Origin of the sequence: Sedimentitalea sp. (assembly GCF_039973035.1) — a bacterium.
GTDB lineage: Bacteria > Pseudomonadota > Alphaproteobacteria > Rhodobacterales > Rhodobacteraceae > Sedimentitalea.
In genome coordinates this window covers 1-26,267 of sequence record NZ_JBDWLR010000089.1, presented here as the reverse complement: position 1 = coordinate 26,267, position 26,267 = coordinate 1, and the positions used below count along the sequence as shown (strand labels likewise).

Sequence of the window (26,267 nt, the reverse complement as noted above, 5' to 3'; positions counted from 1 at the left end):
CGTTGAAGCGGTCGATGGGGGTGGGTACATCGAAACAGGACGGGCGTTGCCCCGAAGTCGATCGGATGAGCAGGGAAGGGGATTTCCATCAATATAAGACAATTGCGATATTTTTCCAAGACCGTGGAAGTCGGGAATATCACGAAGGCCGCCGAGCAGTTGAATGTCGCGCAACCTGCGCTTGGCTTGCAGATCCGGCAATTGGAAAACGAACTTGGCGTGCCGCTTCTGGTGCGCCATTCGCGCGGCGTTACACCCACACGTTCCGGTCAGGTTCTCTATGAAAGAGCCTGCGATATCCTGCGCATTGTCGAGAATACGAAGAACGAAATCATGGGCTTTGCGGGAAGCGAAAAGGAAAGCCTGATCCTTGGCATCACGCCGGGCATCACCAACGTCATGGGCAGCAAGATCTTTGTCGATGCCCGCGATGCCTTGCCGAATGTGCACCTCAGCATCGTCGAGGAGATGAGCTATATCCTGATAGAGGCGCTCGAACGCGACGAAATCGATCTTGCGATTGCCTATGAGGTTGCCGACCGGCCCGCACTCCTGCGTTCGCCGCTGCTTGAGGAGGAACTGGTCTTTGTCACCGCGCCGCGGGACGGGCTTGATGCGAATGGCACGATCGAAATGGCCGATGTGCTGGAATATGAACTGGTTCTGGCAGGAGAGCGCGACCCCGTGCGCCAGCTTGTCGTCGCGGCCGCTGAACGGATGGCGCTTCCGCTAAAGGTAAGTTTCGAGGCGACCTCGGTTTCCATGATGAAAAGTCTTGTCATGAAGGGCAACGTGGCCAGCGTCATGCCGCGCGGCAGCGTCGGGTCAGAGATCGACCGCGGGCTGCTGGCCGGGGTGCGTATTGTCAATCCGGTGGTGACCCGAACCCTCTACCTGGTACGTTCGTCGCGACGTGCACCGTTCCAGGCAGAGGCGGAAATTTCGGATTTCCTGTTTTCGATGGTCGACAGCTTTGCGGACCGCATGGGCGTTCTGGCCCACAAGTTCTGAATACCCCCGGCGTCTGTTCAGGGGTTGAATTCCGCCAGTGCCTCTGCCCCGCGTTTCGCGCGTTCCTTGACGGACAGGTGACTGTTCGCCTTCACGGGTATTTCCAGCGACATCGGAATGTCATCGGGCAGGATCCTGATCATTTCAGCGAGGGGAATCGCACCCTGGCCCGGCATCAGCCTGTGCGCGCGCGCCTCATCGACAAGCTTGTCCGCCGACGGCGCTTCGGCGACCGCATCACAAAGTTGCAGATGCGAGATCAACGCCGGATCCAGTGCCGCCAACTCTTCCATGCTCAGCCCGGACCGGAAGCAATGCAAGGCATCCAGTATGATCGTTGCATTAGGGGCGTCGGATTCCTGCACGATCTTGCGGGCATCTTCGAGCGTACCGATGGAGCGGAAAAGCATGAATTCGATGCCGATCATGATGCCGTATTCCGCCGCGAGGGCACAGATTGTCGCGAGACGATGCGCCTCTTCCCCGGGTTGCATGTGACCCGGGCCAAGCGACGGTTCGAAACCCAGGCACGACATCCGCGTCGCGCCAAGCTCGGATGCCGTTTCAAAGGTTGTGTGAAGTGTTTCCCTGTCGGGTTCATGCCCCAGAACCAGCGCCTCCACGTCAAAGATCACAAGGCCCGCGTCATCGGCAGCATGCCGTATGTCGCGAATGAGTTTCCTGTTCCCGACGATCTCGTACTTCAGCTCTTTCATCGCGCCGGAGCGCAGGGGAAGTCCGATGCCCCGAAAACCCGAAGCTGCCGCCGCATCGAGCATCGCCAGCGGTCCCTCGTCATTCAGGCCCAGTTGGGCCAGCGTAATCTGATCAGTCTTCATGTCGGTTCCTCTCTGGTTTCGTTTTTCCCGGCGATGTCGCGCGCGGCGACATAGGCAAAGGTCAGCGCAGGCCCCAGTGTTATGCCCGCCGCAGGATATGTTCCGCCCATGATGGAATGCATATCGTTGCCGACGGCATACAGCCCCGGGATCGGGTTGCCGTCGTCCTTCAAGGCTCGCGCTTTCGCGTCTGTTTTCAAACCACGGGCGGTCCCGAGATCGCCGCTGTAAAGCCCGATTGCGTAGAACGGCGCCTGCGCCAGTGGGGCGAGACAGGGGTTCGGCCCGCACGTCGGATCGCCGAGCGAGACGTTGTGGGCAGAGCCCCCCTTGGCAAAATCGCCGTCAGTGCCGGATCGGGCGAATTCGTTGTGACGGTCTATCGTCGCGGCAAGCGTTTCGGGTCGCATTGACAATCGTTCAGCGAGATCCGAAATCGAATTTTCCTCGATCAGATATTTGTCCCTGATCAGCTTGCGGTTTCCCAGGTGGGCGGGAAACGGGCGTGCAAGGCCCAACCCGTATCGACGCAGAGCGGAGGCATCACAGACAAGCCAGGCGACGGGCTTGCCTTTGCCGGGGTCGGGCAGGGTTCTCAGCGCTGCGCCGAACCGATGATAGGAATCCGCTTCGTTGGTGAAACGGGTCCCTGTGCGGTTGACCGCGATGACACCCGGCTTTGCGCGGTCAAGGGTAAGATGGGCAAACTGCACCTTCTCGCCTTGCCGGGTTTGGCGGATGGACACCGGCGCAAGGAAAAAGGCACTCTTGCCCCTCGGTGCCATGACCGCGCCTGCCGCCTGCGCGATGTCCTGACCTTCGCCCCTTGCGGAGTCTGACGCCATGCTGAAATGATCGGCGTCCGTCTGGCCGCGTTCGGACCGGCTTTTCCCTTCGTGCGCTGCGAATCCGCCCGTGGCCAGAACCACGGCACGCCGTGCCGTCAGGGTGTGGGTCACACCGTCCCGTGTTTCATATCCGATCCCGGTTACACGGTCGTTATCTTTCAGCAATTCACGTGCGGACGCATTCAGGAGAAGGGGTATCCCGGCCTCGAAAACGGACAGCGCAAGCTGCGCGGTCAAGGCGCTGCCCACCACAAGCCGTGTCCCCCGCGTGCCTCTTACGCGATCCAGAGCGTACCGCCCCGTCAATCCGATACTGCGCCAGGTGTCGGCGCGCGTGCGTCCGAAATGCAGCAGGGAGCGGACATCGGCCCGGTTGACCATCATACCGCCAAAAACCAGATGCGTGGGCAGCGGAGCGCGCAGATTTGCAAAGTTGTCCCCCAACCGGCGACCGTCGAATTCGACAACATCCAGAACGCGGCCAAATTCGCTCGCGCCGGGGTTTTCGCAATGATAGTCAGGGGCCACCTTGCGCAGTCGGTAGTCCAAATGGGTATGCTGTTCGAGAAACGCCAGCGCATCCCCGGCATTGTCCACGAAGGATTCCAGCAATGCCGCGTCGGCGTTCTCACCGATGGTTGCGTGAAGGTATTCCAGAACGTCGGCGCAGGTGTCCCCCGATCCTGCGGCACGCGCGGCTTTGCCGAGCGGGATCCAGATCGCCGCGCCGGAAAGCCCCGTGGTTCCGCCGAAGTGGGATGCTTTTTCGATCACGACGACGTCAAGGCCCATCGCCCGGGCCGCACAGGCCGTTGCCAGCCCGGCGGCACCTGACCCGATGACAATCACATCCGTTTCTGTCGGCTTTGGCACGGTGGGGCACCCGCAATTTGATTTTGTCAGTCCGGCCAGCCCGGGCATCGTCGATGCATCGCAGGCTGGCCGCGAGGGCGGGCAGGGTTCAGCGGCGCGCGGCGATGCGCCCGGCTGGTGGAATGGCCACGGCGCGGCAGTCCTCGATCAGTTTCTGAACCGCATGGTTGTCCTTGACCGTGACCCAAAGCGGCGTGCCGTTCTCGATGGCATCGACAAAATGCTCGAACTCTCTGAGAAACTGATTGACGCCGACCATTGTTTCCTTCTCTCCCACGATGTTGTCCAGCTCGTGGTCCTCATCGTTGATGCGGTAGCCCTTCTGGGTCAGGACAATCGAGCCGCTGTCGGTTTCCGCCTCGATGCGCAGACGTCCGGCATCGGTAACCATCAGACCGTCATTGGAAATGGGCGGATGGGTCGACCATGAACTGAGAACGCTGGCCGTGACCCCGCTGGGAGAAACCAGCGCGGTATAGAACAGGTCCTCGGTCGGTGCTTCGTGATGGACGTTGTCCAACTGCGCCATGCGTGGCGTCAGCGGTTCACCGATGAACCATGTCGCAAGATCGAGTTGGTGAATGGCATTGACCAGCAACGCCCCGCCAATCACCGGCTCGCTGCGCCATCCGGCCATCGACGGCTTGCGCACGTTGGTCGAAATATGCAGGCGGCGGACGGGTCCGAGCGTCTTGAGCCCCTCGACAAAGCTGCGGATGTGCGGATTGGTGCGCAACAGATAGCCGGGCATGATTGTAACGTCGGAAGACTCCGCAAACTCGACAAGTTTCTGTGCTTCCTTGGCATCCGGTGCCATCGGTTTTTCGCACATGACGTGGATCCCGGCGTTCGCCAGCTTCCGCGCTGCGGCGGGGTGGAGGCTTGGCGGGAGTGCGAGAGTGGCCGCTTCGATCGTCGAAAGATCCAGATCGTTCAGGCTTGCCACGGCGACCGCGCCGATTTCCTTGGCCTGCGCCGCACAGCCGTCGCCCGGATCGACGACAGCGACAATTTCGTGACCCAGTTTGGTCAGCGCCTCGACATGGCGGATGCCTGCCCAGCCCAAAGATCCGATTACGGCAAATTTCATACTGTGTTCTCCCCTTGCAATCCCAAAATTCAATGTGTTTTCCGCCGCGTGTCGCAGAAGCCGGTAGTCCATCGATCAAACCCGCGCGCGTCGTCAGAGACGGCGACCGAGTGGGGTCGATCGAAAGTTGTCGGCGTCGGAACCGGGATAGAATTCAGACGCCCTGCTGTCGGGTTGATGTAGCAAGGGACATGCAAAACTGTCCAAGAGAAGTTCTGTCTCGTTTCCATTCAAGAATTGGTTGGGAGAGGACAGCGGCAGGTTTTTCCGGTCTTTCCTTTTGTCGGTGTGACTTAGGCTCCAGACCCATTGATTTGGTTGCAATCGGTGCGTCTGACTGATTCAAGCTCCTGAATCTCAGGAGGCATGATGAGCAATCTTTTCTGGTTGAACGACGAGCAAATGGCGCGGCTCCGGCCGTAGTTTCCGAAGAGCCATGGTGTTCCACGCGTTGATGACCGGCGCGTGCTCAGCGGAATTATCTTCATCAATCGCAATGGGTTGAGATGGAGTGATGCGCCCGCTGAGTATGGACCACCGAAGACCCTCTACAACCGATGGAAGCGGTGGAGCGACATGGGGTTTTCGCGAGGATCATGACGGGGCTGGCTGCCGAAGCACCCGACAGCAAGACGATCTCAATCGATGCAACCTACCTCAAAGCGCACCGCACGGCCTCGAGTCTGCGGTTAAAAAAGGGGGCGTGGGCGTCTGATTGGGCGGACAAAGGGTGGCATGAACACGAAGTTGCATGCCGTTACGGACTCGATTGGGCGACCTATTCGGTTTTTCATGACCGCCGGTCACCCCTCTCGGCGATGAAAACATCGCCTGCCGGGCAGTGGTGCAGCGATTACACCGGGGCCAGAGCTCTGGTGAGCAGCCTGCCATCCGCCGAATGGCTGCTGGGAGATCGGGGGTATGATGCGGATTGGTTTCGCGAGGCCCTGATAGATAGGGGCATAAAACCCTGCATCCCCGGACGAAAATCACGCGACAAGCCCATCAAATATGACAAGCGCCGATACAAACGACGAAACCGGATCGAGATTATGTTCGGACGCCTGAAAGACTGGCGTCGGGTGGCAACTCGATACGACCGTTGCCCCAAGGTCTTTCTATCCGCCATAGCGCTCGCAGCCACTGTCTTGTTCTGGCTATAAATCAATGAGTCTGGAGCCTAAAAGTTGCGTTTTTGGGAGGCGGGATCGCAATCTCAATCATTGTCCAAAGCGGTCGACAAGAAGATCGCGGGTTGAACTGCCGTCGTAAGCACCGGCTGAGAGGAATAGATCAACCGGGCCATCAACTTGATCCAACATCTCTGGCAGTGCCGTTGGATCACCGATGGATAATGTCGCAAACTTTCTGATTGCCGTTGCGTCTGGTTTCAGTCTGGCCCAAATGGCGCGCTTTCGGAAGGTGGTATTAGGATTGAGAAGTTGATCAGTTTCAAAAGCTCCCACTACCCGAAATCTGTGATCTTATACGCGGTCTACTTCAATGTTCGCTTTGGTGTCTCGTACCGCGATCTCGAAGAGATCATGGCCGAGCACGGTGTCGTTGTCGATCACGCAACTCTCAATCAATGGGTCTAAAAATACGCCGGCGTGATCGCCAATGAGGCTCATCGTCGGAAGGCCCCGGCCGGTCAATCCTGGCGGATGGGCGAAACTTATGTGAAGGTTAGAGGTCGCTGGATGTATCGCTACCGAGCGATCGACAAATGCGGGTAGACCCTTGCTCTAGGTTATTCGAGGCGGTGCCGAGCACAGGCCAAGCGCGTCTTGGACGACCCAGACCGTTAGATCCCCGCGTTGTCGTACACCTTCGTTGTATTCAGACTAGTTCGTCACCCGCTGCTTTTGCTTGGGGCTTTTGTCACGACGAGCGGCGTTGAACTTGTGTGGTATTTAAAGCATCCTGAAAGGAACGGACTTCCTCGATATCAGCCAAGAGACGATCCCTGCAACACGACCCATCGGAACCTACTTATCGGTAGATCAGTGTCGGCAACCACATGGTGATGCCGGGAATGAACGTCACCAGAATCAACACAATCACCAGCGGAATGAGGAACGGCGCCGTTCCGACAACGCATTGCTCGAAGGGAATTTTTGCAACTCGCGCGAGCACATAGAGCACCATCCCTACCGGCGGCGTCAAGAGGCCAAGCATCAGGTTCAGCACCATGATCACCCCAAAATGAACCGGATCGATGCCCAGAGTTACGGCAATGGGCAACAAGACAGGCACCAAAATTGTGATGGCGGCCACTGTCTCCATGAAACACCCGACGGCCAGCAGGATCAGGTTCATCAGGATCAAGACCACCCAAGGCTTGTCGGACACGGCTAACAAGCCAGCGGCAAACTGTTCGGGCACACGGTTGCTTGTCAATATCCATGCAAAGATCGCAGCGGCTCCAACAACCATCAGCACCACGGCAGTTGTCTCGATTGTATCGTAACTGACCCGCAGAAAACGGGGGATCGACAAGGTGCGGTACACGACCATGCCCAGAAACAACGCCCAAGCACAGGCTGCGACTGCAGCCTCGGTCGGGGTAAACGCGCCCGACAGAATACCACCGACGATAATGAGAGGCGTAAGCAAGGACAGGAATGCGCGTCGGAATGTAGAAAACAGAACCGACCAGTAGAACGCTTGATCCCGCTCAAAACCACGTGTGCGGGACATAATCGCAATCATGATCATCAACGACACCGCCATCAGTATTCCGGGAATGAACCCGGCGACGAACAATTGTCCGATGCTGGTGCCCGCAACGACCCCGTAGATCACCATGGGCAGCGAAGGCGGAATGATCGGGCCGATGGATGAGGATGCGGCGGTGATGCCCACTGCGAATTTGGGGTCGTATCCCGCATCACGCATTGCCTTGATCTCGATTGCTCCAAGCCCCCCCGCATCGGCCACAGCCGCGCCGGACATACCTGCGAAAATCACACTGGCACCCACGTTCACATGGCCAAGGCCACCACGCATCCAACCTACCAAAGCCAGCGCGAAATTAAATATACGTTCAGTGATCCCGGCGGTGTTCATCAGATTCCCAGCGAGGATGAAAAACGGCACCGCTAGCAGGGGAAAGCTGTCGACCCCATTAATCATCCGGTGTGCAACGACCATGGGTGGTGGTGTACCAGTGGCAAAAATAAAGACGACAGACGCACCAGCAAGGGCAACGGCCACGGGAACGCCAAAAACCAGCATCCCGAACAGCATTACGAATAGCCAAATGATGTCCACGCTGAACTCCTAGTCAATCGCGCGGATCTGGTCCGCATATTTTTCCGGATCAATCAGTTTAGAACTGCCATCCCGAAGATGGCGCCACATGTTCCACGCGGAATACAGCGCCATGCATACAAAGGCCGCAGCTACGATCCAGTAAATTATGGATTTGGGCAGCTCGAGCGAGACCATCAATTGCCGTGTCCGCCCGGCAATCTGCGCCGTCAGGACTGCCAGCACGGCAAAGAACCCCGTCGTGACAGCGTCGATCGTGAATTGGGCAATCTTGCGCCCGGTGCGAGGCACCCAGCGATAGACGAATTCAACGGCAATGTGGCTCTGCTTGCGCGTGGCCATGACCCCGCCAATGAAGGTCACACCGATTAGGAGATAGCGCGCAATTTCCTCAGTCCAGGCAACAGAGTCATTCAAGATATAACGCGTAAAAAATTGCAGGAACACGACCCCTGCCAGCACCCAGAACAGGATCAGGACAACACCATCATCCCATTGCTGATCGGACAAGTCTATCTTTTCCTCCTCAAGTGCGATGGGCGCAGTGAGGTGGGCATCTTCGGTGGGCGGCTTCATTGCGATATCCTTAGATAAATGGCCAGGGCACATCATCGCCCTGGCCTGGTACTCAAGGAAATAGACGGTTACTGGATGGCTTGCAGGCGGTCATAGGTCGCCTGATCCCAAGTTGCCGCTTCGCCGTTGTGCAGCTTTTTCACCGCTTCGATGAACGGGCCACGATCAACCTCATTCACTGTCACGCCTTCGCCGCGGAACCACTCAGCCAACTCGCCCTCAGCCTTGATGATGGCGTCGGTGGCACAAACAGCGGTCTGCGTCGTCACGGCACTGAGAGCCTCACGGTCGGCTTCGTCCATGCCATCCCACGCAGGACCGCCGACGATGGTGAGCAAAGCGTCGGTAATGTGGCCGGTCAGGTTAATGTTTTCCTGAACCTCGTAGAACTTTTTGGCCTGAATCGTCGGCAGTGGGTTTTCCTGCGCGTCAACAGTACCTTGCTGCAACGCCAGATAGACCTCCGCAAAAGCGATCGGAGCAGGGTTTGCACCAACCGCCTCGGGGAACATCATGTAGAGCGGGGCATTTGGCACCCGGATTTTCATGCCGTCCATGTCTTCTGGCGCGAGAACGGGCGTGTTCGAGGTCACATGGCGGGCGCCGTAATATGTCATCGCGGTAATATGATTGCCCGTCGCGTCGGTATAACCTTGAGACAACTCCGCAAACAGGTCCGAGTTGCGGTAATTATCCCAATGGTCATAGTCACGGAACATGAAGGGCGCGCCACCGATCGAGATCGGGCCGTATGAACGTCCGGCAAACAACTGCCCAGTATAGATGATATCGACAGTGCCAAAGCCCAGACCCTCGTTGATGTCGACTTCTTTGCCAAGCGACGATGCCGGGAAGACTTCGATGCCGTAGCGGCCATCCGTGGCTGTCATCAGCAAGTCGTTCGCGGCGACAGCACAGGTGTGGTATGGCTCGCTTGTTTCATAGACATGCGCCCATTTCAGCTTTGTTTCGGCGGCCGCCATCGCAGGCAACAGCCCCATCATGGCAACGGTCGAAACACCAAGCGCAAATTTGGTTTTGATTTTCATAGTAGTCCTCCCTGATTTTTTCGCGGACTTGCTAACAAGGCGACCGCGTTCGATCGACAGCTTTTATGTTTCCGTGAGGTAAGGCAAGCCGACTCTGCTATTGGCGACGCATTTTCGAAGCAAGAGACCTTTTGATGGCCCTGATCAGATGGGAAACACCAAGGGGCCACTGCGTGAGGTAGTGTCGCAAAGTTTCCGGCCCGGCGAAGGTAGCTATACTATTGGACACGCTTATCCAGCGAGTATTGCGAGCAATGCAAAGCCTGACTGCTTTGTCTGGTCAAACAGACCTTACCGGATCATATGCGCGACTTCTATTTCGGCAAGAGAAGCAGACGCTGAATTCAGCGATTTGAACGTTTTCATCGGGCGGGTGAGTTTCTTGTTGAAACGGTGGTCTTGCTCAATGCTGTTGTTGAAATATCTAGTTCGCCTGACCGTGATCAACCAACACCAGCCGCACATCACGAGTAGGCAGTTCATATTGAACAAGCCTTCCGTGTCCGACCCGCTCTTGTCGACAAAAACTTTGTCTGGCCAATCACTACTGCCGATGGCTTTCAGGGGCTTTGATGTTGTAACCGCCCCGAGAGAAACAAGCCGATCACACAACCGCCTCCCGGCTCGATCCGGCAAAGGCAGTTTCCAGAACCAAAGCCGCCCGCGTCCCGGTATCCAGCCAGATCGCTATCCGGGCGGGTGCAACCTTGGGTAATGCGCAGTGGAGCACCTTGATCGATATCACCCATTCAACCCTGCGCCGTCAGTGCAGGTAGACCTCCCCCGCGGGCCCAGGCAGACCTCCGGGTCTTAACAGATGAACGGCATCGCGCAACTCCCCTGCCCGCTCCGGACGGCCCGAGAACGCGACGCAGGCCTCTGCAGCCGCCAAGACCAACCGCTCCCGTAGCAAGGCTTGGGGGTCTCATCCTGTCGCAACACAACATCCAGATGTGCCAGCGATGCCCCGACAAAAACGCCACATCTTCAAGTGCTTCACCATGGCCGGAGGTGACCCAAGACGGCATCCGCGGTAGTGTGTCGAGGCAGAGTTCAAGATTGGCGGGCGCAAGTTTCATGTCCAGAGATCGTTCTGAAGCGGCGCTTTCTACTACAATATATCGTACAACCCGCCTCACTTCACACCTCGATCTTACATCCAATAAGTTTGCATTATCGGACAGGTCAATATATGCTCATCGCATGTCCGAATTGGTCTCATTTTTTAGGTGGATTTGCCCGAGATCGGCTTTCTCGTCGACGTCATTCCCAGTTATTGGAAGGACGGAGCGGTTGCACGATCTACGGGGTCGTGCTTCGATCTATACGCGCTCACACACCATCGATCAAGATATCCAATGCGCGCTTCAAAACATCGCGATGATCGGCCAAAGAGCCAACAGATTCACGCAACTCGGCCCCTGGAATTGCTGCAAGCTCCTGCACCCGAACGATCCACAGCGCCCCGTCAAAATCAACAGAGGGCGTCAGGCCCGGAAACGCTGTGTAACGCCCAGCATCCCGCAATGGGACCACAATGCGAGACGCGTCGATACCGATCAGGTCAGTTTGCAGGTCAACAACAAGTTGCCCGCCGCTCAGGCGATAAAGGTCAAACTGCGCCATGCCGGGGAACGTCTAGAAGCTTCGAAACGAGGCAAGCGGCAACCCGTCTTGGGCAACCTCCTCGGCATAAGCGTTGATCGCACTCTTGTTCTCTATGCGCCACAGACGATTACGCTCGGTCTTGGCGGCTTCAGCAATCGCTGCCTCGGCGAGGCGCGACATATTGAGACCAAGTGAGCGGGCGGTTTCAGCCACGTCAGCATCCAGCGTCAGATTCACCTTTACTCGTCCCATCATAGCCTCTTGGAGAATACGTATGATTAAAGAGTATAAATCAGGCACTTCGACAACACAAGACGGATCAGATGCCATCACCCTGCCCTCCCATGTCGCCGGGTCCGGCACACAGGATCGGCTGGTCGACACCGCTCGAGTCTATGCCCACGCCGCGGCGTCGGACAACACGCTGAAGGCCTATGCCAGGGACTGGGCGCATTTCGCCCGCTGGTGCCGGATGAAGGGAGCGGAGCCCCTGCCCCCCTCGCCCGAAATGATCGGGCTTTACCTAGCCGATCTGGCATCCCCTTCGGACCCCTCCCCTGCCCTTTCTGTCAGCACCATCGAACGCCGCCTCTCCGGCCTGGCCTGGAACTACGCGCAGCGCGGCTTTGCCCTTGATCGCAAGAACCGCCACATTGCCACGGTGCTGGCCGGGATCAAACGCAAACACGCGCGCCCACCTGTGCAGAAGGAAGCGATCCTGAGAGACGACATTCTCGCCATGGTGGCCACCCTGCCCTACGATCTGCGCGGACTGCGTGACCGGGCGATCCTGCTCCTGGGATATGCAGGCGGTTTGCGGCGATCCGAGATCGTCAGCCTCGACGTGCACAAGGACGACACGCCCGACAGCGGCGGTTGGATCGAGATCATGGACAAGGGTGCCCTGCTGACGCTCAACGCCAAGACCGGCTGGCGGGAGGTCGAGATCGGTCGCGGCTCATCGGATCAGACCTGCCCGGTGCATGCGCTGGAACAAGGGCTGCATTTTGCGAAGAAGGATTTCGGGCCGGTCTTCGTGAGCACCGCGCGCGACGGCAAGACAGCGCTGGACGCGCGGCTCAGTGACAAGCATGTCGCCCGCCTGATCAAGCAGACAGCGCTGGACGCGCGGCTCAGTGACAAGCATGTCGCCCGCCTGATCAAGCAGACCGTGCTGGACGCGGGTATCCGGTCGGACCTGCCCGAGAAGGACCGCATCGCCCTGTTTTCCGGCCACTCCCTGCGCGCCGGGCTTGTCTCTTCGGCCGAAGTCGATGAGCGCTACGTCCAGAAACACCTTGGACACGCCTCCGCCGAAATGACCCGCCGCTACCAGCGCCGCCCTGACCGGTTCCGCGTGAACCTCACCAAGGCTGCGAGGTTGTAGGGACGTGCCCTATTGAACATGACCTTTCAACAAGCGCGTCAACATATGGCGAATGTGATCCTGTGCACCGAAGAAAACCGCGATAATGACGACACGCGTTCGCTCCTTATCCGGCAGAAACCAGACCACGGCCTTCTCCTGCCGAACGAAACGCAAGCCAGGCCTGACATCTGGCCGAAGCGTTCCAACAAACGGAGCAGACAATAGTTTGTCCATCGAGGCTCGTATCCCGCGAATACGATCGGCCGCCCGGATGCGTGCCGCATCGGAATCTTCGCCTAGATCGACATAAGACCTGCATAGATGGTCAAAAATCAGCTCAAAATCCTGTTCCGCTTCGGCGGAGAACTCAAGTTCCCACATCAGGTGCGCGTTGCTTTCGAGCGATCATCTGTTCGATCCGCGTATCCATTTCACCGGCAGACACCATTGGTCCGCTTACACGCCGATCAACAAGTTGTCGCAACGCCGCAAGTTCAAGTTCATCAGCTTCATTTTTCTGACGGAGCAATTCAAGGCCTTGCTGAAGAACAGAGCTCAAGCTCGCATACTGGCCCGTCTCGACCAGAGATCGCGCAAAACGGTCTTGAGGGTCGGTCAGAGATATTGACGATTTAACGGACATCGCATCGCTCCTTTTCGAGACACGGTAGCACTCAGTCGCACTAGCTTCAAGATGAGAGTGGACCATCACGCCGCCATCCCACTCAAGCGCCCATAGAAACTCCGTTCCAGATGCAGCTCCCCTGCCCCGGCTTTCTCGACCATACCGCGCAGATATCCGCCCGGTGAGGTCACTTCGCCATCGCTGAACTTATCGAATATCAGCGCCATGGCCGCAGCGGCCGCCTGTGGCCCCAATCGGTCTTGCGCAACGGCCCAGGCGTGTTCCGACACACCCACCATCGGCCGAACCTGTGCGGCAACCCGGTGCAGTTCGCTCCAGTTTTCAACATAGCCGCCCAGGTCCCGCGACATCTGGGTAAATCCAGGACATGCCTGCATCACCGTCCCCAAATCCAGCACTGCCCCGCGTTTTTTCTTCGCGGTTGTGCCCCTATTCCCCTGCTCCGTCTCAACGGGCGCTTCAGCATTGGGCTTGGTCACCACGTCCGCCGCTTCCTCGTTTTCTGAGGAATTACTAATTACAGGATAAGGTTGATTTGTATTTAGTATGTGAGGTTCATTAACGGACCCCTTGGGGTTCATTTCTTGGATATACTTGGTGGAAAGTTCACCATTTTCTGTGTCGTTTTCCACAGGCATTTCAACAACTTCGTCCTGCTCCATAAGGGCCGCGTCAATTTTCACCTTTAGGGCCGTGAAGTGCTGAAGCAGGTCAAACAGCCTGTCAGACCCCACCGAGCCCCTTGGCAGCCGATCCAGAAGCGCCTGAAAGGCCGCTGAGAGCGCGGTCCAGGGACCTGAGACGGCCTGTTCCAACGCGGTTTCGAGCTTGGCGCGGATCGTACGACGCACGATCGTGATCTGACGTTTCGCGCGTGCACAGAGTTGCCGTTCGGCCTGTAGATGAGCAAAAAGAACTTCAAATTCTTCTGCCCGTGCGGCCAAGGGCGCAAGATCATAGCCATAGGCCTCGATGATATGCCCTTCGGCATCCCTGTGGCCCCATCGTTTGCCATTGGGGCTGTCCTTGAAGGCAATGAGGCCGGCATCAACAAGCCGCCTGGCATGGCGTTTGAGCGCAGACAGGGAAAACCCGGTCTGCTCCATCAGATAGGCGTTAGAGGCCCAGACAATGGGCCGCCTGCCCTCTTCCCAGTCCTGAGACTGTGTAAACGCCCCAAACGTATCGAGCAGCATCATATCGCTGGCCTTCAATCCGATATGCGCCGCCACCCGTTTGCACGCCAAAAGGGCCTTGTTTTTGGGTATAGCCAATTGTTCACCGGCTTGGGCAAGCTGTTCAGCGATGCTAAGACCCGGTGTTGGCTTACGCCAACCTGTATGTTTCATGCCTGTATTCCACCTCCGTTTTATGTGGAGGCAAAAGAAATCCGTTCACCTAATCGGTGTTGCTTTGTTGACAGCGATTCGCGAGAGAGGTATCTATCAGGTGTTCAAATTGATTAGATCAGCTCTCAGGCCGCTCGGTTTGGGGGCTTTTCTTTTGCCGTTAGTTCACTTGGTCTTCTCCTGTTTTTGCGAAAGAAATGCTTGGTAGAGGCCATCAAGATTCTCGGCTAGATAGTCACCGAACGCCGAGGCGTCTGTTGATGTCAGTGAGACGCTGAACGCTTTGCCAGACTTGCCTACTACACCTTTGATCCGTCCGCCGTTGGCGGTCCAAGTCCGCTTTTCCGGACTCGCACGTTTCGCCTTCTTCCGAACCGCCTGGCCCTTTTCAGTAAGCTTGCTTAGGAGGTGTTCAAACCGTGCGTCGCTTTGCAATTCAGAAAAGCTTTGTTCTGCCACCAATTGCTGCGCCAACTTCACGTTTGCCGGGGCGACCATCAACTTCTTGAAGCCTTCCCAGCGATCCCTGCCAATTTGTTTTGCGGGACCGACAGCATCTATAATGTCGCGGGGAATCTGCTGTGCAACGGACATCATTCGGGAAAGAAGTGTTCCATCTACAGTCAGTGCAGACATGATGACATCTTTAGGCTGCCCAATTTCTGATAGGCTTCTTGCAAAGACCGCTTTCTCAATGAACGATAGATCCGCCCGAGCTGTGTTCTCATGACCCTGTGCAAGAATATGGGCAACGTCGTCCATGGTTTTGACAACAGCACGAACCATGCGTCCCAACTCAGTCGCGGCGCGCACGCGCCTATGGCCGAAGACGACCATGAAGCGTCCAGATGCATCGGGATGGGGGCGCAACAATACAGGCGTGTCTTGCTGCCCCGATTTAATAGAGGCCTTGAGTTCTTGGTACGCTTCGTCATCAACCCCGAGCCTATCACTGACAAAGGAGCTGTCGATTATGTCCGGCGATATTTCAACAATCGTTTCGCCATCCACCATTCGGCGCGCGTCTTCGGCGAGGCTGTCGATGGAGACCTTCATGGATTTGGACGCACCGCGCATGGCGTAATTTGTGCGACCGCCATCAGATGCTTTTTCGGCAGCTGGATCCATAACGCTTTTCAAGAGGTCTTTACGTGCCATTATGTCCCTCCAAACTGGCTGTCTTGAGGCTTTTTCTGGTCTCAATTCTCAAATCTGCACGGCTGTCAAAAGCCTCCATCATTGTCGCCCCCAAGCTTCGTGAATGAGGTCAGTGATCTCGTCATTTACAGCATTGAGCGAGTTCAGCGCGCGATCATATGTGGCGCGCACAAACTGGGCCCGCTCAACCTCATATAGGGTTTGTTTGGTGATGCCCGCGTCGGAAATCGCTGTAGATTTAACCATATGAGATTGCAGCATCTGGCCTGGGAACATGGCTTGCATGAAGCCAACCATTTGCTTTTGCGGGCTGTCCGTCGGCTCAAATCGGGTCACAAGGTAGCGGAACCATTTCAGGTTCATCTGAGCCCCCGCATCACGGATCGTTTTCATAATTCCGCCCAACATGAGAAGAAACTGGCTCATCGACATCACGTCCAACATTTGAGGATGGACGGTGATAAGAACTGAACTTGAGGCGGTGAGTGCCGTTAGGGTCAAGTAACCTAGCTGTGGAGGACAATCGATAACGACGATATCGTATAGGTCATCAACTTCCTTCAACGCCTCGGATATCCGAGTGAAGAAAGCACGGCCAGCTTGCGGATCCCGGCTCGTCAAGGCGACCGGCGTATCGTACTCGTACTCCTGAAGATCCAGACTCGCAGGAACGATATCGAGGTTTGGAATATTCGTTGAACGGATCACTTCAGTGATGGAGCGCCGTTCGCCATCGTAACGCAATGCCTCGTAAAGAGAGGGGACCTCATCCAACTCTGGTTGAATGCCATGGAGCGCCGTAAGCGATGCTTGAGGATCCAGATCGATCGCCAGAACCCGATGACCGCGCAGCGCTAGGTGCTGAGCAAGATGCGCTGCAGTAGTGGTCTTGCCCGAACCACCCTTAAAGTTCACAACCGATACGACGTGAAGATCTTCACCGTCTTGACGATGTGGCACATATCGTTTCTTCCCGGAACGACCATGCTTGTCGAGATAAGCTCTTAACTCAAGCATCTGTTGCGCCGAATAGCTGCGCCGCCCTGAGGATGACGTCGTCGGCTCCGGACCTTTTCCCTCAAGGTGCAATTTCTTGATGTTGGATTGGGTCACCCCGAGGAAGTAAGCTACTTCGGCCAGGGTAAACTGGCGTAGACTCTTTTGCGCATCAGGAGGATACTGCTCCATGCGCAACATATTGAGCCTGTCAGAAATCAATTCTCCTTGCTGAAGGATGATCTCATCGAAAGGCCTAGTCGCCTCGTTGTTCTCGAATTCCCTCATAGTCGCTGCCCGCTCTCGACAAAATATCGCTTTTAGCGCGATTTACCTTACATAAGTGTCATTAACGAGTAACCGCGAGTCGAGCAACAAGTTTTCCACAGCAAACCTTGTACTGACAGCCTATCGGGACAAACCCTACATCTTGTGGATTCCTTAGCCAACGGCACCAAGTTGACACGGGCGCAAATTAACTGGCTACCTGATCTACTTGGTAGTTCGTCAACATCTGCTTGTATTAAAACTACTTTTTGGCCATTGCACGGCTGTCAAATCGATGACGGTGGCAACAACACTACGGTGGACGCAAAAGAATGCGTATACCACGCCTCTGAGCGGATTTTTCCATTGAGCCTACACATGGACCCAATGTGCAGAAACTTCGCATCGGCGAAAAGCCGTTCATCTTGTGAGCGCCCATCGCAAGAACACGGCAGAGCGATTCTCTTAGCTGGCTGACACGAAGTTTCTACACAGTTACTGGCTGCGCCAACGGTATACCGAGACAGAAATTTTGCGGTGGATCACCGGAAGCCTGACCTGTCCACAGTGCCGGGGGAAGGACTGCATGGCGTGGGTGATTGTTGAGGCGGTTCACGATTCTGCGCAAACGGGAACGCAGAAAAGCGAGGCTTATGGCCCCGTGCCCTCCGATGAAGGCATGTAAAGCGGCTCAATGTTTGCCACCCGAACCCTAACAGTCATATTTCGTTGGCGCTTCTCACCCAGATCAGTGCGGTAGTTTTCTCGGATTGTCACGGCGTAGCTGTCACGGTCGCCGGTCGGCGCGATGCTGTAGCGTTTGGATGATCTGCCGCGTCTGACCCACATCGCGGCATAATCGGGGATCTGTTCCGGCAGAGCGGCGATGCTGGCCGCGAACTCTGCCCGCAACCAGTCGATGCCTTCCACAATGGTCCGCTTGTCGGCGGCGGTGATGTGCCGCCCCTTCAAGAGCGACACTGCGGGTTTCTTGATGAAAGTCATGCCACGTCCTCCTGCCGGACAATCTTGCCCGTCGACCCGATAAACCGCCCGCCGGAGCAGCTGGTCCAGCCCGTCTTGAGAATGTCGCCGGGCGTCATTTGATAGGGGAAGATCGTCGCTTCGCCTTTATCATCGCACACGAAGATCCAGCCGCCGGTTCCTTGGTTGTCGCGGTAGCTGATCGCTTCATCCTCGGTGTTAAAAAAATGGATGCTGCGGCGACTGCTGGTGGGAGAGTCTTCCGCGACCGCCGAAACAGTCCCTGCGCCGATCTGGCGGTCCAATTCCGCTGCACGCCATTTCAGAAAGGCGCGTGCCATGTCGCCGAGGGTTCTACAGGTATCAAAAGCCTCCTGTTCTGCGGCGGCATTCCAGTTATCGGCAAGGCCGAGCGGCCACCCGCCGAAGTCATCTGGCAGATGGCATCCGCTTGCCAGTTCAAGCGCCGCAACGCTCTGGACGTTCTGAAGGTGACGCGGATCGTGCTGTTTGTGGAATGCAAAGCAGTTCATGCCCTTGTCTCCTTGTGTTCGGCAACCTCGGCGCGGTGGGTCCGTTTTTCTGCGCCGCGCTGCGTCGGATGCAAGTGGGTTTGTCCATCGCTGGCAACGCATGCCCAACGGTCCTGGAAGCGGGCCGTGTCTTCACCGGTGTCCATGTCATGCGCCAAGGCGCGGGTGAAACTCGGGTTTTGAAAAACCATGTCTGACGTTCCTTTGTGGGGATGCCACGGTTCCGGTCTTGATGCCGAAAATCAGGGCGGGGTTTCTGGCGAGAGAGCGCAAAGCGCGTCCCTCTCCTGAAAGCCTGCCACCCGGCGAGGGCAGGGGGGGGGAACCGCCGCAATGCTGAAATCAAACCCAAAGGGGAGGGGGATCACCCGGTCTGCACAAACCGAAGGTGCGGAAGGCCGGGGAAACCCTTTGGGTGCAGATTTCAGGGTTGCGGTGGGGGACCGGCGGTCCCCAGACGCACGGCCAAAGCCGTGCCACCCGGGATCGGGGCGTTCGGAGCTGGCGACGAAACCCCCGCTGCCCCAGTGATCGTTTCCCGAATAGGTCGTTCAAAAGGCCGCAGCCGACCATGAGACAAACTGCGCGTCCTGGCTCGGATGAGACAGGGCGCGCATCAATGGATCAGGGAGGATGGGCGCGAAGGGTGCGGGGTGAAGGTCAGCTCTGCTCGCCAGAGACCAGAGCGCGGTGCAACGCCCAAAGGGCGGGGCAGGGGCCGAGCATCAACAGCCCTTAAATGGATCGAAGCCGAGTTGCGTTTTCCGCGTAAGGATAGGCAGGACCGTAGGCGACACCGTCCTGCTCGAAGAACCCAAGGAACCCAACCAGCCAGGCACGGTGCAACTGCGAGCCTGCGATGGCCATGCGCAATCGGCGGGGCAGGGCCTGCTGTGCGTGGCCCGCCAGATAGACATGCAGATAGATCAGGGTCATGGCGCGGCGATAAAGTGAGATCATAGTGGACTCCCTGCCGATTACTTGCGGCGCGAAACCAGGCCGTCCGGGGAGAAGCCGTCAACATTGTCTTCGGTTTCCCGCCACATCCGACGGCCATCGGCGGAGACGTTGATCTGTGTGTTGGGGGTAAAGCGGAAGATTTCGCCACTGCCTTCGAGGTGCGTTTTCTCGGCGTCCTTCTCGACCACGACGCCGCCGTCCGGATCGATGCGGATCAGAACATTATCGACCACGACCCTGATCTGGGTGTCGTCCAGAACGACGCCGGACCAGCCAAGGGCGCGATCACGGCGGACCACGATTTTATCCGAGTGCATCTTGATCTGCACATCGTCATTGTCGTCAGCGCCGCGCAGAACAACGACGGTCTCCTGGTCTTCGGGCTTGGCCAGCAGGCGGGCAAACGCATCCTTTGGGCGCCAGAAATAGGGCGCGTCCCGCCTCTGCTTGTTCTTGTTCTTATGGAACGCAATCAGCAGCTCGGCCGACTTCCAGACAGCGCGAACGGATGTAGGAACACGGGACATTTCAGCGGCCTTTCTGGTGGAATTACCTATGGTTGAGTCTACCATGAAAGTGTGTTTTATCCTACTATATTAGATGCTTAAGGCGGTGTTTCGCTCCAATTCGTCTCGTAAAGGCCACCTATTTCGGCTTCCAGAAAACACTATACCCGGTCGAGATATTTGTCGTGGTCGTAAAAGGCATAAGCGGGTAGCGCCCCGCAGCCGCGTGCAGCAAGCCCGATACTTCGAGATCAAAAAAGGGTTATGGAGCTGCACAGCTCATCCTGCTTGCTTCTTGCGACTCGGGAACGGTGGTAAGGGTTTGCCAGTCAGCCGGGCAACAGCGCTCGGGCAAAGGCAGGATGGCGATGCGCAACTTTCTTCGGATGATGACGACGGCCCTGGCAATGTTACCGGTTCAGCTTTCGGCGCAGGACCTGCCTCCGGGAGAAGGGCAGGAACTCGTGATGGCGTCCTGTACGGGCTGTCATGGCACACGCAACATTCGTAACGCGCTCGGCTATTCGGCTGAGGACTGGAAGACGTTGGCCCTGACGATGATCGATCTCAACGGCACCCCTGAACTGGATATCATCTCCGCCTACCTGACCGAGCATTTCCCACCCAGCGACGCGCGTGCGCCTGTACGCGTTGACGGGCCGGTGCAGATCGCCTTCGAGAGTTGGTCAGGGCCGACCCGCGGCCAGAGGGCACGGGACCCGGTCGAGGCGCCAGATAAATCGATCTGGTGGACCGGACAATGGGCCGATGTGGTGACACGATTGGATCCGGAAACCGGAGCGATGCGCGAATACGATCTGCCATCCGGAGCGCGGGCGCATACGGTGACGGCCGCCGAAGATGGCATGATCTGGTACACCGGCAATGGCAACGGCACCATGGGCCAGCTTAATCCGGAAACCGGCGAGATAACGATCTACCCGATGCCCGACCCGGCCGCGGGCGATCCGCATTCGGCGATCGTGGCGCCGGATGGACGTGTCTACTTCACCGTGCAGCGCGGCAACAGGGTCGGTCGGGTCGATCCGGTGTCGGGCACCGTTGATCTTGTCACCATGCCCGTGCCCGGCGCGCGCCCGTATGGGATCAAGCAGGCCAATGACGGCACGATCTGGGTGGCGGCGAACGGGTCGAACCACCTGTTCAGCCTTGATCCCGAAAGCCTTGCGGTCACCAGCCACGAAATCCCGCACACCGACAGCCATATCCGGCGGCTGGACATCGCCCCGGATGGCACGATCTGGTACGTCAATTCCGGCCGTGGCCGCATCGGACAGTTCGACCCCAAGAGCGGCGCGGTGCGCGAGTGGCCCAGCCCGAGCGGGTCGCGCTCGCACCCCTATGCCATTGCCTGGTTCGATAATGCGGTGTGGTACAATGAATCCGGCATGCGGCCGGACATGCTGGTCCGCTTCGACCCCGTTGCCGAAAGCTTCCAGAGCTGGCCAATCCCGTCTGGCGACATCCACGCCGGGATCCTCAGGCACATGCGGGTCACCCGCGACGGCTCGGCGCTTCTGATCCACCAGAGCGCAACGAACACCGTGATGCGCGTTCGGGTGCACCCGGACAGCTGACCCTGTCGCCATTGATTGCGGGCCGGTGCAACTTACCCTTCATTGCTCACGTGCCTGGATCGGTGTGGGCGTTGCCAGGGGATCGCTTGAGGGCATCGCATTCCGGCAGCGGACCTTCCGGCTAACCGCAGCGAAATGTTAAAACGAGCCCCAGAACGACCGATGCTGCAACGCGCACGGATGTCCGCTATTGTGCCTTCGAGATTGAAACAAGGATGGAGGTTTGGGTTGTGGACTGGGACGAGATGGCACGCCCATGGCTGGAAGCGGCGCCAGACCTTGAAACCTCGTTCAGTGAAGTGTTCGACGCTCTGTTTCAGGCGGCAAATCTGAAATCTGGAGAGGCCGTCTTGGATGTGGGCTGCGGCACTGGACCAACGCTTGTCTATGCGGCCAAGGAAGTAGGCCCGGAAGGCAGTGTTGTAGGTATTGATGTTGCTCCGCCGCTGGTCGCGGTCGCTCAGAAACGTGCCCCAAAAAACGTGGAGTTGATAGTTGGGGACGCCGGAACTCATGGGTATGAGCAAGGCAGCTTTGATGCTATCGTCGCAAACTTCGGCATCATGTTCTTCAATGACAATACAGCGGCGTTCGAAAACCTTCGTTCCGCTATGAAACCAAGGGGGCGCATGGCGGCAACCTTCTGGGCCACACCACCGGAGAATCCTTGGTTTTCTATGCCGCGCCGTATCGTCGATAGCTTCGTCGACGACGTTCCAAGACCCGATCCATCCGGTCCCGGGCCAATGCGCTTCGGCGACCCAGCTTCACTTGAAACGATTATGGAGAATTCCGGTTGGAAACCCAAATTTCGAACGCTTGATCTGATGTTGCGACCGCCGGGTTCGGCTGAACGCGTTGCAGACCTCCACATGAAGGTGACCGTCGGCATGATGCTCAAGGGCGTTGAGGTATCTGAACAAAAGCTAAGTGAAATCCGGATGGCTGTCGCTGACGCCTGCCAGCAATACCAGTGCGAAGAAGGTATTGCCGTACCTGCCAAAATTCACGTTGTTGAAGCAGTCGCAGTATAGCTTTGGGAGCGGACATTCGATCTGGGTAAGGTCATAGGCAGGAAATCCCGCGTCTTACTAGTTCGCGCACGATGCAGCGAACGGCGCTGGTTCCCGAACCCGCCGCTCGTGACTGACGCGGCGAAACCTGACTGAGAGCCCGATGCAGACAAATATTTCTCGCCGGGCAGTTAGGCGTCTTCCAGCAAACCGGCTTTGGACAAACCTTGCAGCATCATCATTTCGTGTGAGGGGTCTGCCAAAGTCAGTCGTGCCAAACGCGTTCGGATTGCGAAAGTTGGATTGATCTCCATCATTTCGGTCCAGACAGTACGTGCCTGTTCAATTTCTCCTAGATGGCCAAGGGCAGAGGCCAACCAGGCTCGGCCGATGTCAGTATCCTTGACGAGCAAAACACGCTCTCGCAGCAGCAACGCCGCAGTTTCGAAATTCCCCTTTAGAAAATGTGCCATTGCGAGAAACTGAAGGTATTGATGCCGAAAGGACGGCTCCAGGCGGATAGCGCGTTCGATAGCATCGATCGCTTCCGGCAGACGCCCCAATGCCAATTCCAGCTCGCCCTTGGTGAACCATCCCAAAGAGTAATCTGCGCTTTTAGACATTGCTTTTTCGAGCGTTTTGCTGGCGAGTTCAAGTTTTCCCTGCCAGCGCGCGACCACCGCATAGGCATGGTTTGACCAAAGACCATCCGGATCGATTTCAACGGCATGCGCCGCCAATTTGTCCGCTTCTTGCATGGCCTCTTGGGACGTTCGCCCGGACCAATGGTTGTGATAGTCCAACAAGTGCATCAATGCCAACATGCCATATGGATCAGCATAGTTCGGATCCTTCGAAATAGCCCGTTCGCCATATAGAACTGCCTGTTTCCAGCCCTCAGCATTCATGCCCGGAAAGAACAGGAACCCCCGCATGCGCATGTAGTCTTCGTGCGCATCGATATTTGAAGTGCCAGTGTCGTTGATATTCGCGCGTTCTGCCGGTGAAAGTTTGATTTTCAATGCGTTCACGATCTCGAGCGTGACTTCATCCTGAACTGCGAAAATATCCGTCAACTCCCGGTCGAAGCGGTCGGCCCAGATATGGCTGCCGGTGGTAGCGTCGATCAACTGTGCATTGATCCGGACCCGATTTCCGACTCGTCGGACGCTGCCCTCCAAAACATGCGTGACGCGCAGATCTCGGCCGATAATGCGCAGGTCCACCGATTTTCCCTTGTAGGCAAAGCTTGAGTTGCGGGCGATTACGGTGAGACCCGACACTTTTGACAGATCTGTGATAATGTCTTCGCTGATACCGTCCGAGAAGTATTCCTGTTCCGGATCGCCAGACATATTGTCCAGTGGCAGGACGGCAATCGCATGCTCCGCATCTCTTGGTGCAGGATCGGCTCTTTCTACAAAAAATTCACTCGCACGTGGCGTATCTTCCGGATGCCAGTGAAAGACTTTCAGGGGCCGGTCGATATTTTTAACTGAGACAGCACCGCCGTCTTGAAAGGCTATATTCAGCCGTCCGCCAACGTTTTCCTGCACCACGGAAGAAACACAGATTCCTCCGGGCTTTGACAACTGCTCCAGACGGCTCGCGATGTTAACTCCATCGCCAAAAATGTCGTCGTTCTGAAGGATAACATCTCCCAAGTTTATTCCAATCCTCAGGACAATACCAGCCTCTCCTTCCTTGGCAGTCATTCCAATCTGAATGTCGCGAGCACATCTCACTGCATCGACCACACTCAGGAACTCGACTAACGCGCCATCGCCCATCAGCTTTACAATCCGCCCGTTGTTGCGGGTTACGCTGGGATCAAAGACAATCTGTCTGTGCGTGTTGAGCGCCGCCAGTGTCTTGTCTTCGTCAGCTGCCATAAGGCGAGAATAGCCGACAACATCTGTCACCATAATTGCAGACAAGCGGCGAGTGACGAGAGGAGTGTCCATCGCTCGACGATAAGCCAGACCAAGACACCGGTCCAGACAGAACCAATATCAAAATTCAACCTTGTCCGGTGCCAATAAGAAACTGCAAGGCGATGTCAGCATAGCGTGTTGGTTAGCCTTCGTTTTGCCGGAAATGGCTAATATCGCTCCTTTAGCCCTACTAGAGGACCGCCATGCACAAGACCGCCTTTGCAGAACTCGTTTCAAGGCTTCGCCTGCTAACGCCTCAGCAACTCGCACAGCTCGGCACAGCCGTGACAGACTCCCAACGGCAGGTCGAGGCCGTGCTCGCTCTCGATGCCCGCTGCGCGGAGGAAGCCGGCCAAGACTGCCCGCGCTGCGCCTCGTCGAAGCGGTGCCGGTGGGGGCATACCCGGACCGGCGCGCAACGCTGGAGGTGCGATAACTGCGACGCCACCTGGTCAGGCCTGACCTGAACGCCGATCGCAGGCATCCGAAGGCCTGATCTCTTCATCGACCTCGTGCGGAATATGATGGAGGCCGAGAAGCCCTGGTCGTGTCGCAAGGCGGCCGAGAAGCTGGACATCTCGCGCCACACGGCCTGGCGGTGGCGCATGGCGATCATCCGTCTCCTGCCTGCAGAACGGACCGGTGTGATGTCTGGCATCGTCGAAGCCGACGAAGCCCGGCAACGCGAAAGCAGGAAGGCGTCGCGGGAATGGGTGCGATATCAGGTAGATCCTCTGAATGTGCCGCGACCTCCGCGGGAGCCTTGGCGCTTCTACAAGAGCCGGAACGCTACCGTGAAGGCGCCTCCCGGGGGTTGGCTTGCGTGGAACAAGAATCTTGTGGCGGTTACCGACCGGGGCGGACATCGCGCGCTCGAGGCAGTGAACCAGGTGACCGAGCAGGAGGTATCTGCGGCGCTGCTTCCCACAATGGCGCCGGATGCTGTACTCTGCACCGATGGCCACGCGACCTACGAGAAGATCGCAAAGACCACGCGCATTACCCACTTCGCGTTGAACGGTGGGAAGAGGTCGCGCCGCACGCCGAAGACCCATCACATCAACACCGTGAATGCCTTGATCAGCCGCTACCGGGATTTTATCCGCCCATTCTGCGGCCCCGCCTCGCAGAACCTCAAGGCCTATGGTCGGTGGCACGCAGCCCGCGAAAATGGTGATTGCGACTATCTCTCGATCTTCAAGGCATTCCTCGACACGCAAAGGCCTGCCAACACGCTATGCTGACACCGCCAACTGCAAGGTAACGCAATACATCAAGTTAAACTTGTTCAGCGTCAATGACCGCAAAGTCCGCGTCTTACTAGTTCGCGCACGATGCAGCGAACGGCGCTGGTTCCCGAACCCGCCGCTCGTGACCGACGCGGCGAAGGTATCGGGAGAGCCCACTTTGCTGGATATTGCACTCTGTACGAACGTCCGCATTCATGGTCAGTTGCTTGAGGTTACATGATATGCACGGATTGCAGCTCGCATCGAATGTGTGACGGCGATTTTGGAATGTTTAAGTTGAGTTCTTTTGAGCGAAAAACAGTCATTCTGGCGGCGGACATCGTGGGATATTCGCGGATGATGGATGAGGATCACAGTGTCGCGTTGGACGCCCTGAGAAACGTCCGCGACGGTATTGTCGAGCCATGCATTGCAGCGGGCGACGGCGTGGTTATCAAACGTCTTGGGGATGGGTGGCTAGCCGCGTTCGATGGATGCTCGGACGCGTGCGCATCGGCACTCAAGATACAATATCTATTAGCTGATGAAGGTGCCCCA

At 57.2% G+C, this 26,267-nt stretch carries 29 protein-coding genes and 2 pseudogenes; 9 read left to right on the top strand and 22 right to left on the bottom strand.

Annotation, left to right across the window (positions count from 1 at the left end):
* Positions 1–102 precede the first annotated feature (102 nt).
* Positions 103–1,011, top strand: a complete 909-nt coding sequence (locus tag ABJO75_RS23255; RefSeq protein ID WP_348124952.1) for a LysR family transcriptional regulator — start codon at positions 103–105, stop codon at positions 1,009–1,011.
* A 17-nt stretch (positions 1,012–1,028) separates the two neighbouring features.
* On the opposite strand, the gene ABJO75_RS23250 is transcribed toward ABJO75_RS23255, so the two are convergent.
* From ABJO75_RS23250 to ABJO75_RS23240, 3 genes are all read right to left on the bottom strand, one after another.
* Positions 1,029–1,850, bottom strand: coding sequence for a sugar phosphate isomerase/epimerase family protein (locus ABJO75_RS23250; protein ID WP_348124950.1), 822 nt, complete (start codon positions 1,848–1,850; stop codon positions 1,029–1,031).
* Positions 1,847–3,571: an FAD-dependent oxidoreductase gene (locus tag ABJO75_RS23245; RefSeq protein ID WP_348124949.1), complete on the bottom strand. Its 1,725-nt coding sequence runs from the start codon at positions 3,569–3,571 to the stop codon at positions 1,847–1,849. Before ABJO75_RS23245 ends, ABJO75_RS23250 begins: the two co-directional genes overlap by 4 nt.
* An 88-nt stretch (positions 3,572–3,659) precedes the next feature.
* Entirely contained in the window at positions 3,660–4,661 is a 1,002-nt protein-coding gene (locus ABJO75_RS23240; RefSeq protein WP_348124947.1) for a Gfo/Idh/MocA family oxidoreductase, read from the bottom strand.
* Positions 4,662–5,126: 465 nt separating this feature from the next.
* Between ABJO75_RS23240 and ABJO75_RS23235 the strand changes: the two genes are divergently transcribed.
* From ABJO75_RS23235 to ABJO75_RS23225, 3 genes and pseudogenes are all read left to right on the top strand, one after another.
* Positions 5,127–5,261 (top strand): transposase, encoded by a 135-nt coding sequence (locus ABJO75_RS23235; RefSeq protein ID WP_348124945.1) that lies wholly within the window; start codon positions 5,127–5,129, stop codon positions 5,259–5,261.
* On the top strand, positions 5,258–5,824 hold the full coding sequence (locus tag ABJO75_RS23230) for an IS5 family transposase (protein ID WP_348124943.1): 567 nt from the start codon (positions 5,258–5,260) through the stop codon (positions 5,822–5,824). The genes ABJO75_RS23235 and ABJO75_RS23230 overlap by 4 nt, the downstream gene beginning before the upstream one ends.
* 279 nt (positions 5,825–6,103) lie before the next feature.
* A pseudogene (locus ABJO75_RS23225) lies at positions 6,104–6,394 on the top strand (DDE-type integrase/transposase/recombinase); the annotation flags it as partial.
* Between the two features lie 259 nt (positions 6,395–6,653).
* On the opposite strand, the gene ABJO75_RS23220 reads toward ABJO75_RS23225, so the two are convergent.
* The 8 genes from ABJO75_RS23220 to ABJO75_RS23185 form a co-directional block, all read right to left on the bottom strand.
* Positions 6,654–7,934, bottom strand: coding sequence for a TRAP transporter large permease (locus ABJO75_RS23220; RefSeq protein ID WP_348124941.1), 1,281 nt, complete (start codon positions 7,932–7,934; stop codon positions 6,654–6,656).
* Positions 7,935–7,943: 9 nt separating this feature from the next.
* A complete protein-coding gene (locus ABJO75_RS23215; protein WP_348124939.1) occupies positions 7,944–8,510 on the bottom strand; it encodes a TRAP transporter small permease in 567 nt (188 codons plus the stop codon).
* A 68-nt stretch (positions 8,511–8,578) separates the two neighbouring features.
* Entirely contained in the window at positions 8,579–9,559 is a 981-nt protein-coding gene (locus ABJO75_RS23210) for a sialic acid TRAP transporter substrate-binding protein SiaP (RefSeq protein ID WP_348124938.1), read from the bottom strand.
* A 291-nt stretch (positions 9,560–9,850) separates the two neighbouring features.
* Positions 9,851–10,171 (bottom strand): DDE-type integrase/transposase/recombinase, encoded by a 321-nt coding sequence (locus ABJO75_RS23205; RefSeq protein ID WP_348125033.1) that lies wholly within the window; start codon positions 10,169–10,171, stop codon positions 9,851–9,853.
* A complete protein-coding gene (locus ABJO75_RS23200) occupies positions 10,164–10,304 on the bottom strand; it encodes a hypothetical protein (protein ID WP_348125034.1) in 141 nt (46 codons plus the stop codon). The genes ABJO75_RS23205 and ABJO75_RS23200 overlap by 8 nt, the downstream gene beginning before the upstream one ends.
* An 18-nt stretch (positions 10,305–10,322) precedes the next feature.
* Positions 10,323–10,451, bottom strand: a complete 129-nt coding sequence (locus tag ABJO75_RS23195; RefSeq protein WP_348124936.1) for a DUF1403 family protein — start codon at positions 10,449–10,451, stop codon at positions 10,323–10,325.
* 440 nt (positions 10,452–10,891) lie between these two features.
* Positions 10,892–11,185 carry a CcdB family protein gene (locus ABJO75_RS23190; protein ID WP_348124934.1) on the bottom strand — a complete coding sequence of 98 codons (294 nt, stop codon included), beginning with the start codon at positions 11,183–11,185 and terminating at the stop codon, positions 10,892–10,894.
* 12 nt (positions 11,186–11,197) lie between these two features.
* Positions 11,198–11,419: a type II toxin-antitoxin system CcdA family antitoxin gene (locus ABJO75_RS23185; protein ID WP_348124932.1), complete on the bottom strand. Its 222-nt coding sequence runs from the start codon at positions 11,417–11,419 to the stop codon at positions 11,198–11,200.
* 22 nt (positions 11,420–11,441) lie between these two features.
* Here ABJO75_RS23185 and ABJO75_RS23180 point away from each other — a divergent pair, with 22 nt between their 5' ends.
* The gene (locus ABJO75_RS23180; protein ID WP_348124930.1) at positions 11,442–12,554 is read left to right on the top strand and encodes a tyrosine-type recombinase/integrase; all 1,113 of its coding nucleotides are present in this window, start codon (positions 11,442–11,444) and stop codon (positions 12,552–12,554) included.
* 9 nt (positions 12,555–12,563) lie between these two features.
* Here the strand turns inward: ABJO75_RS23180 and ABJO75_RS23175 are convergent, their stop codons facing one another.
* The 10 genes from ABJO75_RS23175 to ABJO75_RS23130 form a co-directional block, all read right to left on the bottom strand.
* Positions 12,564–12,917, bottom strand: coding sequence for a type II toxin-antitoxin system RelE/ParE family toxin (locus ABJO75_RS23175; protein WP_348124928.1), 354 nt, complete (start codon positions 12,915–12,917; stop codon positions 12,564–12,566).
* The gene (locus ABJO75_RS23170; RefSeq protein ID WP_348413987.1) at positions 12,904–13,245 is read right to left on the bottom strand and encodes a type II toxin-antitoxin system ParD family antitoxin; all 342 of its coding nucleotides are present in this window, start codon (positions 13,243–13,245) and stop codon (positions 12,904–12,906) included. The genes ABJO75_RS23175 and ABJO75_RS23170 overlap by 14 nt, the downstream gene beginning before the upstream one ends.
* Positions 13,245–14,531 (bottom strand): plasmid replication protein RepC, encoded by a 1,287-nt coding sequence (gene repC / locus ABJO75_RS23165; protein ID WP_348124924.1) that lies wholly within the window; start codon positions 14,529–14,531, stop codon positions 13,245–13,247. The genes ABJO75_RS23170 and repC overlap by 1 nt, the downstream gene beginning before the upstream one ends.
* A 165-nt stretch (positions 14,532–14,696) precedes the next feature.
* Positions 14,697–15,689 carry a plasmid partitioning protein RepB gene (gene repB, locus ABJO75_RS23160; protein ID WP_348124922.1) on the bottom strand — a complete coding sequence of 331 codons (993 nt, stop codon included), beginning with the start codon at positions 15,687–15,689 and terminating at the stop codon, positions 14,697–14,699.
* Between the two features lie 78 nt (positions 15,690–15,767).
* Positions 15,768–16,973 carry a plasmid partitioning protein RepA gene (gene repA, locus ABJO75_RS23155; RefSeq protein WP_348124920.1) on the bottom strand — a complete coding sequence of 402 codons (1,206 nt, stop codon included), beginning with the start codon at positions 16,971–16,973 and terminating at the stop codon, positions 15,768–15,770.
* Positions 16,974–17,603: 630 nt separating this feature from the next.
* Positions 17,604–17,957 (bottom strand): hypothetical protein, encoded by a 354-nt coding sequence (locus ABJO75_RS23150; protein WP_348124918.1) that lies wholly within the window; start codon positions 17,955–17,957, stop codon positions 17,604–17,606.
* A complete protein-coding gene (locus tag ABJO75_RS23145) occupies positions 17,954–18,469 on the bottom strand; it encodes a hypothetical protein (RefSeq protein WP_348124916.1) in 516 nt (171 codons plus the stop codon). The genes ABJO75_RS23150 and ABJO75_RS23145 overlap by 4 nt, the downstream gene beginning before the upstream one ends.
* A complete protein-coding gene (locus tag ABJO75_RS23140; protein ID WP_348124914.1) occupies positions 18,466–18,660 on the bottom strand; it encodes a hypothetical protein in 195 nt (64 codons plus the stop codon). Before ABJO75_RS23140 ends, ABJO75_RS23145 begins: the two co-directional genes overlap by 4 nt.
* A 544-nt stretch (positions 18,661–19,204) precedes the next feature.
* Positions 19,205–19,429: a hypothetical protein gene (locus ABJO75_RS23135; RefSeq protein ID WP_348124912.1), complete on the bottom strand. Its 225-nt coding sequence runs from the start codon at positions 19,427–19,429 to the stop codon at positions 19,205–19,207.
* Between the two features lie 17 nt (positions 19,430–19,446).
* Positions 19,447–19,956, bottom strand: a complete 510-nt coding sequence (locus ABJO75_RS23130; protein ID WP_348124910.1) for a hypothetical protein — start codon at positions 19,954–19,956, stop codon at positions 19,447–19,449.
* Between the two features lie 347 nt (positions 19,957–20,303).
* Here ABJO75_RS23130 and ABJO75_RS23125 point away from each other — a divergent pair, with 347 nt between their 5' ends.
* Positions 20,304–21,533 carry a hypothetical protein gene (locus tag ABJO75_RS23125; protein ID WP_348124908.1) on the top strand — a complete coding sequence of 410 codons (1,230 nt, stop codon included), beginning with the start codon at positions 20,304–20,306 and terminating at the stop codon, positions 21,531–21,533.
* Positions 21,534–21,763: 230 nt separating this feature from the next.
* The gene (locus ABJO75_RS23120) at positions 21,764–22,567 is read left to right on the top strand and encodes a class I SAM-dependent methyltransferase (protein WP_348124906.1); all 804 of its coding nucleotides are present in this window, start codon (positions 21,764–21,766) and stop codon (positions 22,565–22,567) included.
* Between the two features lie 170 nt (positions 22,568–22,737).
* Here the strand turns inward: ABJO75_RS23120 and ABJO75_RS23115 are convergent, their stop codons facing one another.
* Entirely contained in the window at positions 22,738–24,510 is a 1,773-nt protein-coding gene (locus tag ABJO75_RS23115; RefSeq protein ID WP_348124904.1) for an adenylate/guanylate cyclase domain-containing protein, read from the bottom strand.
* A gap of 482 nt (positions 24,511–24,992) precedes the next feature.
* Between ABJO75_RS23115 and ABJO75_RS23110 the strand changes: the two genes are divergently transcribed.
* Both ABJO75_RS23110 and ABJO75_RS23105 read left to right on the top strand, forming a co-directional pair.
* Positions 24,993–25,724: an IS1595 family transposase gene (locus tag ABJO75_RS23110; protein WP_348124902.1), complete on the top strand. Its 732-nt coding sequence runs from the start codon at positions 24,993–24,995 to the stop codon at positions 25,722–25,724.
* Between the two features lie 273 nt (positions 25,725–25,997).
* A pseudogene (locus ABJO75_RS23105) lies at positions 25,998–26,267 on the top strand (hypothetical protein); the annotation flags it as partial.